This is a genomic window from Dialister sp. CAG:357 (assembly GCF_000435155.1).
In the GTDB taxonomy this organism is placed as follows: Bacteria; Bacillota; Negativicutes; order Veillonellales; family Dialisteraceae; genus Dialister; species Dialister hominis.
Genome location: NZ_FR896443.1, coordinates 1 through 2,621 on the forward strand (window position 1 = coordinate 1; position 2,621 = coordinate 2,621).

Genomic DNA, 2,621 nt, shown 5'->3' on the forward strand with positions numbered 1-2,621 from the left:
CCAAAAGCCGCATGATTCTTTCCCATTGCCTTTTTTTGTCTGTACGGCTGGTGCAACAAGCCCTAGTCCTCTCCGTTCAGGCCCAGCTTATTGCGCCAGTAGTTCGAATACACGGCGCCCATGGGATTATGGGCCAGGACGCGGTCCTTAGCGATCAGGTTGGTCACCGGTCCCTTACAGGACGCATTGAAAATGGCATCATGGCCGACGCAGAGCCCGGCAGAGACGAAGAGCTCACAGCCCTGTTCATTCAGAAAATGGGCTTGGTTTTTCGGGTTGCACATGCTTTCGATGGGGTTTTCCGGCGTGACCCGGGACAGGCCCAGCTCGTCCTTGGCAATACCGCAGTTTTTGCAGCAAATAGAATAGACGTCGAAAAATTTCGAGAAATAGCTGGCAATGAGCTCCATTTCGTGGCTAATGCCGACGCAAAAGGCCAGGCCGATTTTTTTGTAGCCCATGCGCTGGGCAAAGGCCGCCGTTTCCTGAATGCGCGTATACTGCATATAATACGTCGCTTCGACATAGGCAGCGGCTTCCATCATTTTCCGTTCCTCTGGCGAATACTGGCTCAGGACGGCTTCCTTGTCGACAGGCGTACAGCTCACACCTTTCGTCGCACATATATGGCCACAGTTGCAATTCGCACAATCTCCTAGCATAATGAGGCACCTCCTCCGGAAGGTTTTAGCATAGTATATAGCGTTATGTTTATTCCATCCTACCACAAATACAGTGCCCGTGCATCCTTATTCTTCTCATTTAGAAAAAAGAAGCCTGGTCCGCGTCATCACACGCAGTCCAGACTTCGCTAGTACATCGATTACCACGCCGGCGGCAGCAGTCCTGCCAGGCTGCACAAGGCATAGATGCCGGCACCGCTAAAGAGGGCCACGACCAGGAGCTGCACAGGCAGGCTGGCAATACGGCCACACTGCCAGCAGGGCTGCCGGTTGCCCTGGCGCCGGGCCTGGCGCAGCATGAACACAGGCAGGACGGACATGATAATACCGCCAAAGGTACCGGCGCTAAACAAGGCGTTGACAAAGCCTACGAGATTGCCTGACGCCAGAAAAACAGGCGGTATAACGATGACGGCCAGGCACAGGGCACGGCCCTTTACAGCCCCTTCCGAGGCCAGGTGCAGGCGGTTTACCATATTGGTCAAAAAGCTTTCCGAAATAGCCCAAAAGGACGTCAGCATCGCGCAAAAGGCAAAGGCATTGACCAGGAAAAAGAAAATATCCGGCTGCAGGGCCCGTCCCCACGAGAGAGACGCTACTTCCGTAATCTCTGCTACAGGCAGCATGAGGAAAACAGACAAGGGCACGCTGGCCAGGATGAGAAAGGAAATGCCCATGCCGGTCAGGATGGACGGCACCAATTTTTGTGGCGCATGGGTAAAGCCGCGAGCCAGCTCCGGCACAATATATTGAACGGCATAACAGAAAACGGCAATATTAAAAACCGGGACGGCATGGGCCCAGTGGGTATAAAAAATATCTGCCAGAGGCACGCGGGCTGATACGACAGAGGCCCCGGCCAGGAGCAGCAGCATGATGATCATGCCCAGACTGAGAAATTTTTCGGCTACACCGGTCACCTTCAGGCCGCCCCAGACGACAACGGTCGCAGCGGCAGCAAAGAGAATGCCGGCCAGCTCCGGCGTAAGGCCCGTACACTCGCTGAGGATCCGGCCACAGCCGGCCGTATAGGCAATGAGACTGCAAAAGGACGTAGCGCCAACGGAGAAAAAAATCAGCCAGGAACCGATTCTCCCCACGTACTTTTCAGCCAGGCCGGAAAGCTGCAACGGCTCTTGTGTCCGCAAGGCTGTTTCCGCGACATACAGCATGGAAATACCGGAAAAAATCCCGGCTACGACGAGCCAGACGAATGGGACAGGCCAGCCGGCTAAACGGCTCGCGTAGGCCAGTCCTAAGACACCGGAGCCAATGGTCGAACCGACGACCAGCATGGCTGCCTCCATAAAGGTAAGACGATGCACCTTCAAGGCACTTTGGGTGGCGGCAGTGCCCGCCGCTCTTGTATCCAACTCACGTACATATTCCATCGGCGTATTTCCTCCCGTGGGAACTATTGGTTGGATGTCAGCATGTCGCGTCCATTATACACAGACAGACTGACCCTGACAAGAGGGTTATTAGTGATAATTTTCACGTGTATATAATCTAATCATATAAGGGCGCCGAAAAAAATTTTCCTCATTAAGGTGCCCATTGTGCCTTTTTCCCTGCAGGCAGCTTCCCTCCCCTTTGACAGAATATTTCTGCAAGCTGTATAAGAAACGGAAAATTTCAATCACTTGTTGCTAAAACAGAATAAGTGTGATATGATACGGCCGAGGCAAAAGATAGCATCACGTTACGTGAGTTATACTTTTCGGTTTTATATTTTGAATGGATGGATTGTCAGCTGCTTGGATCTTTTTAGACCGAGACAGAAAGGATACTCATCAAAGACCGCGCTCTTTTTGCGCCCTTTTACGCCAAAAAAGGAGCAAGAGTTGCGCGTATTGACGTCTGCATGTCCCATGCACCTTTCAGTCTGCGCTGAAGGGTGCTTTTTTTAGGCTTATAGGACATTTCGTGTTGTTTTTA

At 52.5% G+C, this 2,621-nt stretch carries 2 protein-coding genes; both read right to left on the reverse strand.

Annotation, left to right across the window (positions count from 1 at the left end):
- Window positions 1–62: 62 nt before the first annotated feature.
- On the reverse strand, window positions 63–662 hold the full coding sequence (locus tag M3200_RS06525) for a DUF1847 domain-containing protein (RefSeq protein WP_022382730.1): 600 nt from the start codon (window positions 660–662) through the stop codon (window positions 63–65).
- Between the two features lie 161 nt (window positions 663–823).
- Window positions 824–2,074: an aromatic amino acid transport family protein gene (locus M3200_RS06530; protein ID WP_022382731.1), complete on the reverse strand. Its 1,251-nt coding sequence runs from the start codon at window positions 2,072–2,074 to the stop codon at window positions 824–826.
- Window positions 2,075–2,621 lie beyond the last annotated feature (547 nt).

What these genes read in the sequence shown, in the direction of transcription:
- M3200_RS06525 (WP_022382730.1), bottom strand. Translation starts at nt 662, where the DNA reads ATGCTAGGAGATTGTGCGAATTGCAACTGTGGCCATATATGTGCGACG.
- M3200_RS06530 (WP_022382731.1), bottom strand. Translation starts at nt 2,074, where the DNA reads ATGGAATATGTACGTGAGTTGGATACAAGAGCGGCGGGCACTGCCGCC.